The 16,003-nt window shown below is 61.0% G+C and carries 13 protein-coding genes; 11 read left to right on the top strand and 2 right to left on the bottom strand.

From position 1 onward, the window contains the following. Position 1 precedes the first annotated feature (1 nt). Positions 2–1,381, bottom strand: coding sequence for an exodeoxyribonuclease VII large subunit (gene xseA / locus ELQ88_RS28670; protein ID WP_138969020.1), 1,380 nt, complete (start codon positions 1,379–1,381; stop codon positions 2–4). Positions 1,382–1,560: 179 nt separating this feature from the next. Here xseA and ELQ88_RS28665 point away from each other — a divergent pair, with 179 nt between their 5' ends. The 6 genes from ELQ88_RS28665 to ELQ88_RS28640 all read left to right on the top strand — a co-directional run bounded on the left by ELQ88_RS28665 (position 1,561) and on the right by ELQ88_RS28640 (position 7,569). Further along, positions 1,561–2,328 carry a sulfite exporter TauE/SafE family protein gene (locus tag ELQ88_RS28665; RefSeq protein WP_138969019.1) on the top strand — a complete coding sequence of 256 codons (768 nt, stop codon included), beginning with the start codon at positions 1,561–1,563 and terminating at the stop codon, positions 2,326–2,328. A gap of 184 nt (positions 2,329–2,512) precedes the next feature. Next, positions 2,513–3,061 carry a sugar ABC transporter ATPase gene (locus tag ELQ88_RS28660; protein ID WP_128872687.1) on the top strand — a complete coding sequence of 183 codons (549 nt, stop codon included), beginning with the start codon at positions 2,513–2,515 and terminating at the stop codon, positions 3,059–3,061. 251 nt (positions 3,062–3,312) lie between these two features. Further along, positions 3,313–4,782 (top strand): IMP dehydrogenase, encoded by a 1,470-nt coding sequence (gene guaB / locus ELQ88_RS28655; RefSeq protein WP_128872686.1) that lies wholly within the window; start codon positions 3,313–3,315, stop codon positions 4,780–4,782. 98 nt (positions 4,783–4,880) lie between these two features. Beyond that, the gene (gene guaA / locus ELQ88_RS28650) at positions 4,881–6,458 is read left to right on the top strand and encodes a glutamine-hydrolyzing GMP synthase (RefSeq protein ID WP_138969018.1); all 1,578 of its coding nucleotides are present in this window, start codon (positions 4,881–4,883) and stop codon (positions 6,456–6,458) included. 309 nt (positions 6,459–6,767) lie between these two features. Then, the gene (locus tag ELQ88_RS34875) at positions 6,768–7,046 is read left to right on the top strand and encodes a hypothetical protein (protein ID WP_128872684.1); all 279 of its coding nucleotides are present in this window, start codon (positions 6,768–6,770) and stop codon (positions 7,044–7,046) included. Positions 7,047–7,050: 4 nt separating this feature from the next. Beyond that, positions 7,051–7,569 carry a DNA-binding protein gene (locus ELQ88_RS28640; protein WP_138969017.1) on the top strand — a complete coding sequence of 173 codons (519 nt, stop codon included), beginning with the start codon at positions 7,051–7,053 and terminating at the stop codon, positions 7,567–7,569. 10 nt (positions 7,570–7,579) lie between these two features. On the opposite strand, the gene treR is transcribed toward ELQ88_RS28640, so the two are convergent. Continuing rightward, positions 7,580–8,284 carry a trehalose operon repressor gene (treR, locus tag ELQ88_RS28635; RefSeq protein WP_138969016.1) on the bottom strand — a complete coding sequence of 235 codons (705 nt, stop codon included), beginning with the start codon at positions 8,282–8,284 and terminating at the stop codon, positions 7,580–7,582. Positions 8,285–8,523: 239 nt separating this feature from the next. Between treR and treP the strand changes: the two genes are divergently transcribed. From treP to ELQ88_RS28610, 5 genes are all read left to right on the top strand, one after another. Further along, complete coding sequence (treP, locus tag ELQ88_RS28630) at positions 8,524–9,966, top strand: PTS system trehalose-specific EIIBC component (RefSeq protein ID WP_128872681.1); 1,443 nt, start codon at positions 8,524–8,526, stop codon at positions 9,964–9,966. 117 nt (positions 9,967–10,083) lie between these two features. Beyond that, positions 10,084–11,730: an alpha,alpha-phosphotrehalase gene (gene treC, locus ELQ88_RS28625; protein ID WP_138969015.1), complete on the top strand. Its 1,647-nt coding sequence runs from the start codon at positions 10,084–10,086 to the stop codon at positions 11,728–11,730. Between the two features lie 107 nt (positions 11,731–11,837). Then, positions 11,838–13,061 carry a carbohydrate porin gene (locus tag ELQ88_RS28620; RefSeq protein ID WP_138969014.1) on the top strand — a complete coding sequence of 408 codons (1,224 nt, stop codon included), beginning with the start codon at positions 11,838–11,840 and terminating at the stop codon, positions 13,059–13,061. A 67-nt stretch (positions 13,062–13,128) separates the two neighbouring features. Next, entirely contained in the window at positions 13,129–15,666 is a 2,538-nt protein-coding gene (gene ptsP / locus ELQ88_RS28615) for a phosphoenolpyruvate--protein phosphotransferase (protein ID WP_138969013.1), read from the top strand. Then, on the top strand, positions 15,659–15,949 hold the full coding sequence (locus tag ELQ88_RS28610; protein ID WP_138969012.1) for a PTS transporter subunit EIIB: 291 nt from the start codon (positions 15,659–15,661) through the stop codon (positions 15,947–15,949). Before ptsP ends, ELQ88_RS28610 begins: the two co-directional genes overlap by 8 nt. The last annotated feature ends 54 nt before the right edge of the window (positions 15,950–16,003 follow it).

Genomic DNA, 16,003 nt, shown 5'->3' with positions numbered 1-16,003 from the left:
ATCAATCCAGTAAAGAGAGGGTGACAGGCGTCAGGTGATTGTCTTCGACCCGCACTTGCAGTTCGCCTTCGCCCAGTCTGGCTTTCAGGCGCTGGCCGGTGTGGGTTTGCGCAGCGTTGCGGATCGCGTTGCCGCGCTCGTCCAGCAGAATGCTGTAGCCACGGCTGAGGGTCGCCAGCGGGCTGACCACATGCAGCGTCTGCATCTGGCTTTGCAGTTGCAGGCGGCGGCCCTTGAGGCCTTCGCGCATGGCCCGGGGCAGGCGTTCGGCAAAACTGTCGAGGCGCTGACGGAGCATCGCCAGCTGCCGACCGGGATGTTGCCCGGCAAGGCGGGTTTCCAGACGAATCAGGCGTTCGCGACGGGTATTGAGGTTGCGTTCGAACGCGCGGCGCAGGCGCATGTCCAGGTCGTCCAGGCGCTGCGCCTGCTGGCGCAAACGTTCGCCGGGATGACGCAGGCGGCGGGACATGCCTTCCAGGCGCAGTCGATCTCGCATCAATCGGTCACGGATACGCATCACCAGCCGTCGATGCAGGCTTTCGACCCGACGCACCAGGTCGCTGGAATCCGGCGCCAGCAGTTCGGCGGCAGCGGAAGGCGTCGGGGCACGAACGTCGGCCACGAAGTCGCTGATCGACACGTCGGTTTCATGGCCGACGGCGCTGACAATCGGCGTCACACAAGCGTCCACGGCGCGGGCCACGGCTTCTTCGTTGAAACACCAGAGGTCTTCCAGGGAGCCGCCGCCACGGGCCAGGATCAGCGCGTCGAAGCCACGGGCGTCCGCCAGCTTCAGCGCGCGGACAATTTGCGCGGTGGCTTCGCGCCCCTGGACGGCGGTGGGGATCAGCGTCAGCTGCACCTGCGGCGCGCGGCGGCGGAACACGCTGATAATGTCGCGGATCACCGCGCCCGTGGGCGAACTGATGATGCCGATGCGTTGCGGATGCGCCGGCAGCGGCACTTTGCGCTCGGCACTGAACAGGCCTTCGGCGCTGAGCTTTTCTTTCAGTGCATCGAAGGCCAGGCGCAGTGCGCCGTCGCCGGCGGGCTCCACGGTATCGAGGATCAGCTGATAGTCGCCGCGGCCCTCGAACAGCGAGACCTTGCCGCGCACCTTGACCGCCAGGCCGTCCTTCAATGCCTGGCGCACCCGCGCCGCGTTCTGCCGGAACAGCGCGCACCGCACCTGGGCGCCGCTGTCCTTGAGGGTGAAATACACATGGCCGGACGCCGGGCGGGCGAGGTTGGAGATTTCGCCTTCGACCCAGATATTGCTGAACACGTCTTCAAGCAACACCCGCGCGCGGCCGTTGAGCTGGCTGACAGTCAGGACTTCCCGGTCAAGGCCGAGTCTTGCAAAGGGATCTTTAATCATGGGGCGCAGTTTAAAGGCATTCGGCGAACAATCTCCATGAGTCAGCGCAAATCCCTTTGTAGGAGCGAGCTTGCTCGCGAAGGTGTGTCAGTGGACACTGATCTGGCTGACACACCTTCGCGAGCAAGCTCGCTCCAACAAGGGATACAGTCAGGCGCTGAATTCAAGGAAGATCGGGAATGGACGTGTTTGAACTGTTGCACCAATGGCCCTTCGGCGCCACCGACTGGCTGGTGATCGGCCTGGCCATTGCCCTGGCCTATATCGTGTTCGGCATCGCCGGATTCGGTACCGCCCTGGTGGCAGGGCCGATTCTGATCCTGTTCATGCCCCTGTCGAAGATCGTGCCGCTGCTGGTGCTACTGGATTTCGTCGCGGCTTTTGGCAATTTGCTGCCGTCGCGTCGGGATGTGGCGAAACCCGAGTTGCTGCGGCTGCTGCCATGCATGGCAGTGGGCTGCACGCTGGGGGTGATTTTCCTGCTGAATCTGCATTCCGATGTATTGCTGCTGTTGATGGGGCTGTTTATCAGCGCCTATGCGATCTACAGCCTTTGGGTCAAAACCCGCCCGACGCAATTATCCGCGGCCCGGGCCGTGCCGATGGGTACTGTGGGCGGGATGTTCGGGGCGTTGTTTGGCAGTGGCGGCTTTTTATATGCGATCTATTTGAACAGCCGGCTGCCCAAGGAGGCCGCCCGGGCTACCCAGAGCGCGCTGATCAGTTGCAGCACCGTGGTGCGCTTGAGCCTGTTTGCCGTCGCGGGGGTGTATGCCGAGCTACCCTTGTTGGTATTGGCCCTGTGTTTGTTGCCGGCCATGGCAGTGGGGCTGTGGATCGGTCGGCGGTTGACCATGAGATTGTCCCGCGAGGCGTTCGTGCGGCTGGTGACCTGGCTGGTGCTGGCCAGCGGGATTGCCTTGATCGGGCGGTATTTGAGCACTTGACCGGATTTTGTCAGGGATTAAGCTGCCGGCCGCCCTGGCGCCTTCGCGGGCAAGCCCGCTCCCACAGGGATTTCAGGTGAGCACACCTGCGTGTACGACCGAGATCCTGTGGGAGCGGGCTTGCCCGCGAAGGCGTCAAACGACACACCGCAGAAACATCCATTTTATGCAGTAGGCTTGCACCATGAACTCTCAAAGCATCATCGTCCCGAAAATCTCCACGCTGCCGGTACACGAACCCCGGGCCCGGGCGGTCGTGCGTTGGCTGGTGCGCAAGAACATCATCAAGGAAGAACTGACCACCTGCGGCCGCACCGGCAACCGCATGGCCCACGCCATCGCCGACGGCGCCCGCGCCGTGGTGCTGCATCCCCAAGCCCTGCCGTTCGGCGAGCCGATCAATGGCCTGGAGATCATCACCAAGCGCTGCATCTATACGCCGGCCAAAGGATTTCTCGAAGAAGCCGGCTGCGCCGAGTGCCGCAAGGAAGTCGGCGAAGCGTTGTTCGACAGCCTGGAAGACTGGATGCCGGGGCGCACCGATAACTTCACCTGCCCCGAGTGCGGGCATGAAGACGACATCAACGGCTTTCTGTTCCTGCAGGAATGCGGCTTTTCCAACCTGGGATTCATTTTCAACAATTGGGCCGAGGCCGGGTTCAAGCAGAGCTTTATCGATGAGTTTGCCGATTGGCTCGACCAGCCCGTCAGTTGGGTTAAGGTCGAGCTGTAGGAGCAAGCTCGCTCGCGAAGAACCTCAAGGCTGCGCGTTCAATCAGGTTGGGCGCGTTATCGTTAACGACCTTCGCTGGCAAGACAGCTCCTACAGGATCATCGCAAACCTGTAGGAGCTGGCTTGCCAGCGAAGCTCTTAAAATCCCCCGTCGATCACCGTATTGATATTAGCCAGAGTTTTACATTGAACCCGAGGGGGTGTCTGACTATAATGGCGCGCTTCCATTTTCCCGCTCGGGAGCCCCCGCGATGCTGCGTATCAGCCAAGAAGCTCTGACATTCGACGACATTCTCCTAGTGCCTGGTTATTCCGAGGTGCTTCCTAACGAAGTCAGTCTCAAGACCCGCCTTACCCGTGGCATCGAGCTGAATATTCCTCTGGTTTCTGCCGCCATGGACACCGTCACTGAAGCCCGTCTGGCAATTGCCATGGCTCAGGAAGGTGGCATCGGCATCATCCACAAGAACATGACCATCGAGCAGCAAGCTGCCGAAGTGCGCAAGGTCAAGCGTTATGAAGCCGGCGTGGTCAAGGACCCGATCACCATCGAGGCTGACGCCACGGTGCGTGAACTGTTCGAACTGACCCGCCAGCACAATATCTCCGGCGTTCCGGTGCTGCACAACGGCGACCTGGTCGGCATCGTCACTTCCCGTGACGTGCGTTTCGAAAACCGCCTGGAAGCCACTGTCCGTGACGTGATGACGCCTAAAGAGCGCCTGGTCACGGTCAAGGAAGGCGCCGACAAGAACGATGTGCGCGAATTGCTGCACAAGCACCGCATCGAGCGCGTGCTGATCGTCGACGACAAATTCGCCCTCAAAGGCATGATGACCGTCAACGACATCGAAAAAGCCAAGGCTTACCCGCTGGCCAGCAAGGACGATCAAGGTCGTCTGCGCGTTGGTGCTGCAGTCGGTACCGGCAAAGACACCGGTGATCGCGTCGCTGCCCTGGTCAGCGCCGGTGTTGACGTAGTCGTAGTCGACACCGCCCACGGCCACTCCAAAGGCGTGATCGACCGCGTGCGCTGGGTCAAGCAGAACTTCCCTGAAGTGCAGGTCATCGGCGGCAACATCGCCACCGGCGCTGCTGCCAAGGCCCTGGCCGACGCCGGCGCCGATGCAGTCAAGGTCGGTATCGGCCCAGGCTCGATCTGCACCACCCGTATCGTCGCCGGTGTCGGCGTCCCGCAAATCAGTGCCATCGCCAACGTCGCCGCTGCCCTTGAAGGCACTGGCGTCCCGTTGATCGCCGACGGCGGCATCCGTTTCTCCGGTGACCTGTCCAAGGCCATCGTCGCCGGTGCTTCCTGCGTGATGATGGGCTCGATGTTCGCCGGTACCGAAGAAGCGCCAGGCGAGATCGAACTGTTCCAGGGTCGTTCGTACAAGGCTTATCGCGGCATGGGTTCGCTGGGCGCCATGTCCCAGGCCCAGGGTTCCTCCGACCGTTACTTCCAGGACTCCTCCGCGGGTGCCGAGAAGCTGGTTCCGGAAGGCATCGAAGGGCGTGTTCCGTACAAGGGCAGCCTGAGCGCGATCATCCATCAGCTGATGGGCGGCCTGCGTTCCTCGATGGGCTACACCGGCAGTGCCGACATCGAAGAAATGCGCACCAAGCCTGAGTTCGTGCGGATCACCGGTGCCGGCATGGCCGAGTCCCACGTCCACGACGTACAAATCACCAAGGAAGCGCCAAACTACCGCGTAGGTTGAGGCTTCAAGCAAAAAGTTAAGTAACCGGGGCTGTTTTATTCAGCCCCGAGTTGTTTCTGAATCACGACTGTTTCTGAATTTCTAGACGAGACTGAATCATGGCCCTCGACATTCACGCTCACCGCATCCTGATCCTCGATTTCGGTTCCCAGTACACCCAGCTGATCGCCCGCCGCGTGCGTGAAATCGGCGTGTACTGCGAACTGCATCCGTTCGACATGGATGACGAAGCGATTCGCGAATTCGCTCCAAAAGGCGTCATTCTCGCCGGCGGCCCCGAGTCCGTGCACGTCGCCGACAGCCCGCGCTGCCCGCAAGCGGTGTTTGACCTGGGCGTACCGGTCTTCGGTATCTGCTACGGCATGCAGACCATGGCTGAACAGCTGGGTGGCAAGGTCGAAGGTTCCGAGCTGCGTGAGTTCGGTTACGCCCGCGTTGACGTGGTCGGCAAGAGCCGCCTGCTCGACGGCATCGAAGACCACATCGACGCCGATGGCCTGTTCGGCCTCGACGTGTGGATGAGCCACGGTGACAAGGTCACCAGGATGCCGGAAGACTTCCACATCCTGGCCAGCACCCCGAGCTGCCCGATCGCCGGCATGTTCGACGACGCGCGCGGCTACTACGGCGTGCAGTTCCACCCGGAAGTGACCCACACCAAGCAGGGCGGTCGCATCCTCTCGCGCTTCATCCTCGACATCTGCGGCTGCGAAGCCCTGTGGACGCCTTCGAAAATCGCTGAAGACGCCATCGCCAACATTCGCGCCCAGGTCGGCACCGACAACGTTTTGCTCGGCCTGTCCGGCGGCGTTGACTCCTCGGTGGTTGCCGCGCTGCTGCACAAAGCCATCGGCGACCAGCTGACCTGCGTCTTCGTCGACAACGGCCTGCTGCGTCTGCACGAAGGCGAGCAAGTGATGGCCATGTTCGCCGAGAACATGGGCGTCAAGGTGATCCGCGCCAACGCCGAAGAGCAGTTCCTGAACAACCTGGCTGGCGAAAGCGACCCGGAGAAGAAGCGCAAGATCATCGGCCGTACCTTCATCGACGTCTTCGATGCCCAGTCCAACAACCTGGACAACATCAAGTACCTCGCCCAGGGCACCATCTACCCGGACGTGATCGAGTCGGCTGGCGCCAAAAGCGGCAAGGCCCACGTGATCAAGTCGCACCACAACGTGGGCGGCCTGCCGGAAGAAATGAACCTCAAGCTGGTTGAACCCCTGCGCGAGCTGTTCAAGGACGAAGTCCGTCGTCTGGGCCTGGAACTCGGCCTGCCGTACGACATGGTCTACCGTCACCCGTTCCCGGGCCCGGGCCTGGGCGTGCGAATCCTCGGTGAAGTGAAGAAGGAATACGCCGACCTGCTGCGTCGCGCCGACCACATCTTCATCGAAGAACTGCGCAAGGCCGACTGGTACCACAAGGTCAGCCAGGCTTTCGTGGTGTTCCAGCCGGTGAAATCGGTTGGCGTTGTCGGCGATGGCCGTCGTTACGCCTGGGTCGTGGCCCTGCGTGCCGTGGAAACCATCGACTTCATGACCGCGCGTTGGGCACACCTGCCTTACGAACTGCTGGAAACTGTTTCCGGCCGGATCATCAATGAAATCGAAGGCATCTCCCGCGTCACGTACGACGTGTCGAGCAAGCCGCCAGCGACCATCGAGTGGGAGTAATCCCGCGCTGGCGCTCCGGCAAACAGAGCGTTGACCGATAAACCAAACCCCGGCCCAGGCCGGGGTTTTGTTTTATTCGGCCAGGCAAAAAATCACGGCGCAGACCAGGTTATGTGTAAGCAGAAAATACCTTGGCAATGACCTGAAAGACATGCGTCATCCCCCATTCTCAGCCGCGTCTGTACTCTCTTAGGGACAATCTTCCAGACCTGTCCGGGCTGTTTTTGCCGCTCGAAGAGTGCAGGGAGATTTTTGTTCATGGTTGTCAGTTGACAACCTTATAAATACTGCGGAGACTGGAGGCTATGGATGGCTCGTGCATCTCACCCGAAAAAAGAAATCGAAATGGCCCTGCGTCACGCTGAAGAGCGAGGCTGGCGAATAGAAGTCGGCGGTAGTCACGCCTGGGGAAAGATCTACTGCCCATTCAGGCATGACCTCTGTCGCTGTGGCGAATTTTGTATCACCAGTGTGTGCAGCACGCCGAGGAATCCTTTCAACCACGCGAGGGCATTGCGGCGTGTGGTCGATAACTGTACGACGCAACAGGTGATCGACGGGACGTCGGCACCTCGACTCAAGGAGTAATTCAATGGACTACATATTCACCCTCAAGTATCAATTAGCGCAGGGCGATAGCGATCCTGACGTATTGATCGAACGGTTGTACGCCGAAGGATGCGATGACGCATTGGTCGGTGTCGGATTGCCCGGCCGACTGGCCTTGGAGTTTACCCGCGAGGCGGAGACTGCCGAAGCGGCGTTGTTGAGCGCGCTGGTGGACGTCAAGCGCATCATCCCTGAGGCGCGCCTGGTGGAGGTTGCACCCGACTTCGTCGGCCTGACGGACATTGCCGACATCGTCGGCGTTTCGCGGCAGAACATGCGCAAACTGATGCTCACTCATGGCAGCAGCTTCCCGTTGGCCGTGCATGAGGGCAAGGCATCGGTCTGGCACCTGGCTGAGGTACTGAGCTGGCTGGATGCCAAGGGTGGCTACCACCTTGAACAACCGGTCATCGAGGTTGCCCGTATCGCGCAAAGCGTCAATCTGGTCAAGGAATCGCGCCGGGTCGTCGCCCTGGGCGCCGAGTGGCAGGCCCTGGTTTGACGTTACCCTTTCAGCGCCGCGCCACATCCGAAAAGTAGAACTTGTCCAGGGTATGCCGCGATTCGGTGTACTCGAACTGCCTGCCATCCTGCAAAAACGTCTGGTTGCTAACGACGATCACATGGCTCTGGCCATCCAGGTCCAGGTGTTGCTGGTCGTCCTTGCTGCGAGGCACCGCTTCGATGGTGCGCTGGGCATAGGCGATTTGCAGCTGCAGGGTCTGCTCGATGAAGGCGTAGATCGAGTGCTCGGCGATGTCGCGGGACAGTCCGGGAATCACGCCGCTGACGAAATGGTTGATGTCGAGGATCACCCGTTTGCCGTCGATCCGCCGCACTCGCTTGATCCGGGTGATCAGGCTGCCTTCTTCTGCCTGGATGTGTTCCAGCAGAGCACCTTCAAGGGGCAGTTGGGTGAACTCCACCACCTCGGTGCTGACGTCGTTGCCCAGCCGCGGGTGGGTCTCCTGGAAGCTGACAATGCCCCCGAGCTGAAATTCGATCGGGTTGGTCGACAGCACGAAGGTGCCTTTGCCGTGGACCTTCTGGGCGAAACCGCGCTCCTGAAGCTGTTCGATGGCTTTGCGCACGGTGCCGCGACTGGCCTGGTAGCTGTCCATCAGTTCGGTTTCGGAAGGCAGCCGCGCTCCGCGTTCCAGACGTTCGGTGGTGATACTGGCAAGCAGATCGCTGTAGATCTGGTTGTATTTACTCATGGGAATGGCTCTGTGCCGCAATGCTCAAGGGTTTGAACCTTAAGGGCGGGGTAGGGAATTGTCCATGCAGGTTTGGATTTCTTCCCATATGGGTGTAGGAAATTTCATCGTCTACGGGTTTAGGAGATTTTAAACAAATTGAGACTCGTCTGTACGAGTTGTTGCTTTAACTCGTACAGACGAGTACTTTTCATCTCGGCGTGCTGCCAATAACAAAAAACTACAGCGGAAGACCAAGCATGAGCCACGACTATCCGAACATCGTCACCGAGCTGCTGCAAAGCCTCGGCGGCAGCGACAACCTCGAGCAGGCCGCGCACTGTGTCACACGGCTGCGCCTGGCCCTCAAGGACCCGAGCCTGGTCAACAGCGCCACGCTGAACCAGATTGACCTGGTCAAGGGGTCGTTCTTCACCGGTGGCCTGTTCCAGGTGGTCATCGGTCCCGGCGAGGTGGAAAAGGTCTACGCCGAATTGCGCCGTCAAACCGGTCTCGCGGCGTCAACCATCGCCGACGTCAAACAGAAAAGCGCCGACAAGATCAACGCCATGCAACGGCTGGTGCGGGTGTTTTCCGATGTGTTCATGCCGATCCTGCCGGCGCTGATCATTGCCGGCCTGCTGATGGGCATCAACAATCTGATCGGCGCCAGGGGCATGTTCATCGAGGGCCAGACCTTGCTGGACGCCTACCCCAAGCTTGACGGGCTCTGGAGCCTGATCAACCTGATGGCCAACACCTCGTTCGTGTTTCTCCCGGCACTGGTGGGCTGGTCGGCGGCCAAGCGGTTCGGCGGCAGCGAAATCCTCGGCATCGTGCTCGGCCTGATGCTGGTGCATCCCGATCTGCTCAACGCCTGGAACTACGGCAAGGCGGTGGCCGGGCTGGAAGGGCAAAGCCTGCCGTACTTCGACATCCTCGGCTTGTTCCAGATCGAGAAGGTCGGTTACCAAGGGCAGATCCTGCCGATCCTGCTGGCGGCCTACGTGATGAGCGTCATCGAGAAATGGCTGCGGGCGCGGGTGCCGAACGCGGTGCAATTGCTGGTGGTGCCGATCACCACCATTGTCGTCACCGGCGTGCTGGCGCTGGCCGTGATCGGTCCGGTGACGCGACACCTGGGCATCCTCATCACCGAAGGCGTAGTCATGCTGTTCGACCTGGCACCGATGGTCGGCGGGACGATTTTCGGTCTGCTGTATGCGCCGCTGGTGATCACCGGCATGCATCACATGTTTCTCGCGGTCGACTTGCAACTGATCTCCACCCAGGGCGGGACGTTCATCTGGCCGATGATCGTCATGTCCAACCTCGCCCAGGGCAGCGCGGCACTGGCGGTGTTCTACATGACCCGTAATGTGCGGGACAAGAGCATGGCCTCGACCTCGGCGATTTCCGCTTACTTCGGCATCACCGAACCGGCCATGTTCGGGGTCAACCTGCGCTACAAGTTTCCGTTTTATGCGGCGTTGATCGGCTCGGCCCTGGGGTGCATCTTCCTGTCGCTGAACAAGGTCCAGGCCTCGGCCATCGGCGTCGGGGGCTTGCCCGGCTTTATTTCGATCATTCCGCAGTTCATTCCGATGTTCGTGATCGGGATGGTGATTGCCGTGGTCGTGCCGTTTGTTCTGACCTGCGGGTTGAGCATGAAGATTGTCCGGCCGGGCTATCGGGTCGCCTGACAGATCGCATTCGCGAGCAGGCTCGCTCCCACAGGGGAACGCGATCACCTGTAGGAGCTGGCTTGCCAGCGAAGAGGCTCTCAAGGCCGATACAAAACTTACTGAAGGAATAGCGCCATGCAAGACTGGCAACGTTCGGTGATCTACCAGATCTACCCGAAAAGTTTCCACAGCCACGCCGGCAACCCCACGGGTGATTTGCTCGGCGTCGTGGCCAAGCTCGACTACCTGCACTGGCTGGGCGTCGACTGCCTGTGGATCACCCCGTTCCTGCGTTCGCCCCAGCGCGACAACGGTTACGACATCAGCGATTACTACGCCATCGATCCGAGCTACGGGACCATGGCCGATTGCGAGTTGCTGATCGCCGAGGCCGGCAAGCGCGGGATCAAGCTGATGCTCGATATCGTGGTCAACCACACCTCCATCGAGCACAGCTGGTTCCAGCAGGCCCGCAGCAGCCTCGACAACCCGTACCGCGACTTCTATATCTGGCGCGACCAGCCGAACAAGTGGGAATCCAAGTTCGGTGGTTCGGCCTGGGAGTACGAGGCGCAGACCGGTCAGTACTTCCTGCACCTGTTCGACCACACCCAGGCCGACCTGAACTGGGACAACCCCAAGGTGCGCGCCGAAGTCTTCAAGATGATGCGTTTCTGGCGGGACAAGGGCGTGGGCGGATTCCGTCTGGACGTGATCAACCTGATCTCTAAACCGGCGGATTTCCCCGACGACGACAGCGACGGTCGACGCTTCTATACCGACGGCCCGAACGTGCATGAATACCTGCAGCAAATGCACCGCGAGGTGTTCGAAGGCCATGACCTGATCAACGTTGGCGAGATGTCGTCCACCAGCCTGGAACACTGCATTCGTTACTCGCGGCCGGAGTCGAAAGAACTGTCGATGACCTTCAACTTCCATCACCTGAAGGTCGATTACCCGAACCTGCAGAAATGGATTCGCGCCGACTACGACTTCCTTGAACTCAAGCGCATCCTCTCCGACTGGCAGACCGGCATGCAGGCGGGTGGTGGCTGGAATGCGCTGTTCTGGTGTAACCACGACCAGCCACGGGTGGTCTCGCGTTTTGGCCATGACGGCGAATATCGGGTGATGTCGGCGAAGATGCTCGGCACAGCGCTGCATTTCCTCCAAGGCACGCCATTCGTGTACCAGGGCGAGGAATTGGGCATGACCAATCCGGGTTTCGATCACATCGATCAGTACCGCGATGTCGAGACGCTGAATATCTTCCGGCTCAAGCGCGAGGCGGGCACCAGTGACGCCGACAACATGGCGGCGATCATGCAGAAGTCCCGGGACAACGGTCGTACGCCGATGCACTGGAACGCCGAGCCGAACGCAGGCTTCAGCGCGGCCGAGCCCTGGATCGGCGTGCCGGCCAACTCGGCACAGATCAACGTCGCCACCCAACTCGATGACCCGGATTCCGTGCTGCATCACTACCGTCAGCTGATCGCCTTGCGTCGAACCGAAGCGCTGATTTCCGACGGTGTATACCGGCAATTGCTGCCTGAACATCCACAACTCTGGGTGTATGTGCGTGAAGGCCAGGGCGAACGATTGCTGGTGCTGAACAACTTCTACGGCACGCCCTGCGAAGTCCTGTTGCCGGAAGAAGTGATCAGCGAGGCGATGGCCCAACGTCTGGTCATCAGCAACTACCCGGACTGTCCGCCACGAAACCGGGAGGTCTCCTTGCGGCCTTATGAGTCGCTGGTATTGCACCTGACCGACTGACCGAGCACTAAAAAAACACCGGTTTAAAAAAACACGCAGAACGCTGCGCGGGGGATTTTTGCGCGCCGATTTTGTGGCTGCACACAATAAAAATAATGGGGTGCTTCTTGAAAACAACAATAACCCGCAGTCTTGCGCTCGTGAGCGTATGCCTGGCATTACCACTGTCGGTGCAGGCTCTGGAGTTTGGCGGTTACTTGCGCAGCGGCGTCGGTACTTCGGTCAACAGCAGTTCGCAATCATGTTTCCAGTTGCCGGGTGCCCAAACCAAATATCGTTTGGGCAACGAATGTGAACAATATGGGGAGCTGGAGTTGCGTCAGGATCTGTTCACCCTGGACGATGGTTCGGTGCTCAGTGTCGACGGCATGGCCTCACTCTATAACAAGTATGACCGCCGCCTGACATTCAAGGGTGATAACGGTTCGGTGCGCCTGCCGCAGCTTTACGCGCAATGGTCGAACATGCCTGGCCTCAACGGCGGTTCGCTGTGGGCCGGTCGGCGTTATTACAAGCGGAACGATATCCATATTTCCGATTTCTACTACTGGAACCAGAGCGCTACCGGCGGCGGTATCGAGGACGTGTTGCTCGGCGATCTGAAATACAGCTACGCCTTTTCGCGCAAGGACAACCTGTACCAGAAGGACTACATCAACCGCCACGATTTCAATGTCGCCGGCTTCGATACCAACCCCGGCGGAGCACTGGAGTTTGGCTTGAGCTACATCGATAAACCAGACAGTCGCGATGCACACCGTGGCTGGGCAATCGCCACCCAGCATGTGCAGCAAGGTTTTCTGGGCGGCAAGAACAAACTGGCCTTCCAGTACGGAGAAGGCCCGGGTACCGGGTTGGGCTACACCGGTAACGTGAAGCTGGACGACAGCAATAAAAGCTACCGTGTGGTGGAGTTCTTCGACTGGCAAGTGACGCCGCGGTTTGGCGGTCAGGTCCAGGCGGTTTACCAGAAAGACCAACGTGCGCACGGCAAGGATCAGAACTGGATGTCCCTCGGTGTTCGTCCGGCCTACGCGCTCACCGAGCAGTTCAAACTGGTGACCGAACTGGGGCACGATCAGGTAGAGGCCACGGGCGGCACGCGCAAACTGAGCAAGTTCACCTTCGCCCCGACCTGGTCGCCCAAGGGGCCGGAATTCTGGGCGCGGCCCGAAGTGCGGGTGTATTACACCTATGCCAGCTGGAACCAGGCGGCCAAACGGGCAGCCAATGAGCTGGCAAAGGGGTCGGCATTGTCGGACACCGGCGCCTTTGGCACGGCGCGACACGGTGCGAATGTCGGATTGCAGGTCGAATACTGGTGGGACTGAACGCCGAATAACCGGTACCACGAGATCGCAAGCGTCTTTTATAAAGAACGAAACAGCAGGTGACGTCATGGCCACACCCCAACAATTGCAACTGCTGGCACCTTTGTCCGGCGTGCTGATGCCGCTGGACCAGGTGCCGGACCCGGTATTCTCGAGTCGCGTGATTGGCGACGGCCTGTGCATCGATCCGACCTCGCAAACCCTGTGCGCACCGTTGGCCGGAGTGGTCAGCAATGTGCAGGACAGCGGGCACGCCGTCGGCATCACCGACGACAATGGCGTGCAGGTGTTGATGCACATCGGGCTCGACACGGTGAACCTGGCCGGCAAGGGGTTCACCCGGTTGGTGGAGGAAGGCCAGCGGATCGAGGCGGGGCAGGCGCTGATCGAGTTCGATGCCGATTACCTCGCCTTGCACGCCCGCAGCTTGTTGACCCTGATGCTGGTGGTCAGTGGTGAGCCCTTCACCTGGTTAGTGCCGCAGACGGGTAGGGTGGAAGGGGGCCAGCCGCTGCTGAGCGTGCATCCCGAGGAGCAGACAGCCGATGAGCCGGTGCCGGAAGAGGGCGAGGCGCTGTTCTCCAAGCCAGTGACACTGGCCAACCCGAACGGCTTGCACGCCCGTCCTGCCGCGGTATTCGCCCAGGCTGCCAAAGGCTTTTCGGCGAGTATTCACCTGCATAAACACCAGGAGAGCGCGAACGCCAAATCCCTGGTGGCGATCATGGCGTTGCAGACGGCCTTTGGCGACATCGTGCAAGTCAGTGCGGCGGGCCGGGATGCGGAAGAGGCGATCAGTACGCTGGCGGCATTGCTGACCGGGGGCTGTGGGGAAACAGTGGCGGTGCCAACGCCAGTCGAGGCGCTGGAGCCTTCATCGTTGAAGGTGTTGCGCGGCGTGTGCGCATCACCGGGGTCGGGCTTTGGTCAGGTGGTGCAGATCGCCGAGCAAACGCTTGAGGTGAGCGAGCCCGGCAGGGGAGCGCAGGCTGAGCGCGAGCAGCTCGCTCGTGCCTTGGCTCAGGCGGCCCTGGCGTTGCAGCAGTTGCGTGACAAGGCCACCGGGGATGCTCAGGCAGAGATCTTCAAGGCCCATCAGGCACTGCTCGAAGACCCGAGTCTGCTGGATCAGGCCGAAGCGCTGATCAGCGCCGGCAAGAGCGCGGCGTTTGCCTGGCGCGCAGCGACCGAGGCAACGGCAGCCTTGTTCAAGGGCCTGGGCAGTGCATTGCTGGCCGAACGGGCGGCGGACCTGGTGGATGTCGGCCAGCGGGTGCTGAAGCTGATCCTCGGCGTGCAGGATCAAGCAATTGAATTGCCTGAAGGGGCGATCCTGATTGCCGATCAATTGACACCATCCCAGACCGCCGGGCTCGATACCCGCAAGGTCCTGGGGTTTGCCACGGTCGGTGGTGGCGCCACCAGTCACGTCGCGATTCTCGCACGGGCTGCCGGTTTGCCGGCGATCTGCGGGTTGCCCGCCCAGGTACTGGCGCTGAGGAACGGCAGCCTGGTGTTGCTCGACGCCGACAAGGGCGAGCTGCACCTGGACCCGGAACTGGCCGCCATCGAGCAACTGCGGGTCGATCGTCAGCGCCAGGAGCAACGCCATCAGCATGTCCTGGCACACGCAATGCTGGCCGCCTGCACCCGTGACGGTCATCACGTCGAAGTCACGGCCAACGTCGCCTCGCTGGGCGAGACCGAGCAGGCCATGACCCTGGGCGGCGAGGGCGTCGGCCTGCTGCGTTCGGAGTTTCTGTACCTGGATCGCAACCACGCGCCGAGCCATGCAGAACAGGCCGGCACGTACAGCGCTATCGCGCGTGCCCTGGGGCCATCGCGCAGTCTGGTGGTGCGCACGCTGGATGTCGGCGGCGACAAACCCCTGGCCTACGTACCGATGGACAGCGAAACCAACCCGTTCCTCGGCATGCGCGGCATACGCTTGTGCCTGGAGCGCCCGCAGCTGTTGCGCGATCAGTTCAAGGCCATCCTTGCCTGCGCAGGACTGGCGCGCCTGCACATCATGCTGCCGATGGTCACGCAGCTGTCGGAGCTGCGACTGGCCCGCCAGCTGCTGGAGGAAGAAGCACTGGCTTTGGGTCTCGACGAATTGCCCAAACTGGGGATCATGATCGAAGTGCCGGCTGCGGCACTGATGGCCGACCTGTTTGCGCCGGAGGTGGACTTCTTCTCGATCGGCACCAACGATCTGACCCAGTACACACTGGCCATGGACCGCGATCACCCGCGCCTGGCCGCTCAGGCCGACAGCTTCCATCCGTCGGTGCTGCGCCTGATCGCCAGTACCGTCAAGGCCGCCCATACCCACGGTAAATGGGTCGGTGTGTGCGGAGCCATGGCGTCCGAGACCCTGGCGGTGCCGTTGTTGCTGGGCCTCGGCGTGGACGAACTGTCGGTGAGCGTGCCGTTGATTCCGGCGATCAAGGCCGCGGTTCGCGAAGTGGACCTGGCGGACTGCCAGGCCATCGCCCAGCAAGTGCTTGGCCTGGACAGCGCCGATCAGGTGCGCGAGGCACTGCGGTTGTACCACGAGGCAACGGTCGATACTTCACCGGTTCTGGAGAACGGACATGTTTGAGAAAATGCAGCAGGCATTCTGGAAGGCGTTGACCCCGGACCTGGTGGTGGATGAGCCCAAGGTCGTTGCGCAAGCGGTAGCCGGGTTGGCGGCAAACGTGGTGGCGGCGCTGGGCGGAGTGGATAACGTCAAGTCGCACAAGGCCGTGGCGCTGACCCGGGTGCGGGTGGAGTTGCGGGATGTGGAGCGGCTGGATCGGCAAGCTTTGACGGCGGCGGGTGTGCCGGGCGTCATGCTGCTGGATGACGGGGTGGTGCATCTGATCACAGGCCTCCAGCCATAACCAATCCCCCTGTGGCGAGGGAGTCCACCTTAACCCCAGGCGCGGTGTCAGCCA

Source organism: Pseudomonas sp. MPC6 (assembly GCF_006094435.1).
Lineage (GTDB): Bacteria > Pseudomonadota > Gammaproteobacteria > Pseudomonadales > Pseudomonadaceae > Aquipseudomonas.
This window is presented reverse-complemented; position numbering and strand designations above follow the sequence as displayed.